The 857-nt window shown below is 39.4% G+C and carries 1 protein-coding gene and 1 pseudogene; both read left to right on the forward strand.

Translation table 11 applies throughout. From position 1 onward, the window contains the following. The first annotated feature begins 33 nt into the window (after positions 1-33). Positions 34-534, forward strand: a complete 501-nt coding sequence (locus ACFOSE_RS04245; protein WP_380430942.1) for a hypothetical protein — start codon at positions 34-36, stop codon at positions 532-534. A 15-nt stretch (positions 535-549) separates the two neighbouring features. After that, positions 550-857 (forward strand): annotated as a pseudogene (locus ACFOSE_RS04250) (hypothetical protein); the annotation flags it as partial.

The raw sequence follows: 857 nt of genomic DNA on the forward strand, positions 1-857 counted from the left end.
CGTCTTTAACTAGTGTTACTAAAGGAGTCTCTTATGAAGAAAAGCACCAAGATCACCCTAATCAGTTTAGCAGCGTTAGCCATTTTAGCAGGAATAGGAGGAAGCCTGATGGTCAAAGATGATTTTAACAGCCGCTTTGAGGCCTTTGTCAAAGCCAAGCGAGAGCAACAAGCAAAAGAAGCTGAGAAAAAGCAGCGAGAAGCAAAGATGACAATCAAGGAGAAGCAGTTGGCCTACCTCAAAGAGCACCAGCAAGAGATTGTGGATTTTGTGAAATCGCAGAATTCCAGAATTGAGTCAGTGCAGATTAACTGGAAAAGTATGAAGGTTGAACAATCAGGCAATGGAACGCCTCAGGGTGGCGGTTATAATTTATCGCTTAGTGGAAAATTTAACAATCTGGAAAATACTAAATTTACTGTTGATTTTTATTTGGAGCGCAAGGATGATATACCAGATGTAGAAGTAATTAGTATGCTCAATCCTCCTATGATTGATGAGGGTAATATTTGGGACGTATATGGTGAGGAATAGAAGGAGAAATTTATTTTGACTAGTTGGAATTTAGATAATTTTGATAATATTTATGCTACTTTAGCACAATCTGCCTATACAGGAAGGCCGATTAGTTTCCCAAAAAAGAGTCAGGAAAAAACAGAGAAAATTGATTTCTCTCAAGATGTTACTTATAAGTATAAAGAAAATGGAAAAATTCATAAGGAAACTACCCAAGGTGCTTCAGGTGACGGCTACCCCGATAAGAGTGATCCCAACGCCAGTAAAACAGAGCTCTACCTCCAGCCTGATGAAACGCTTCATACGACAAAAGACGGCCATCAAAAAGGCCTTCTGACCGA

The organism is Streptococcus dentapri (assembly GCF_042649885.1).
GTDB classification, from domain to species: domain Bacteria; phylum Bacillota; class Bacilli; order Lactobacillales; family Streptococcaceae; genus Streptococcus; species Streptococcus dentapri.

Excerpts from the sequence above, each read along its gene's own strand:
- ACFOSE_RS04245 (WP_380430942.1), top strand. The coding sequence starts at position 34 with ATGAAGAAAAGCACCAAGATCACCCTAATCAGTTTAGCAGCGTTAGCC.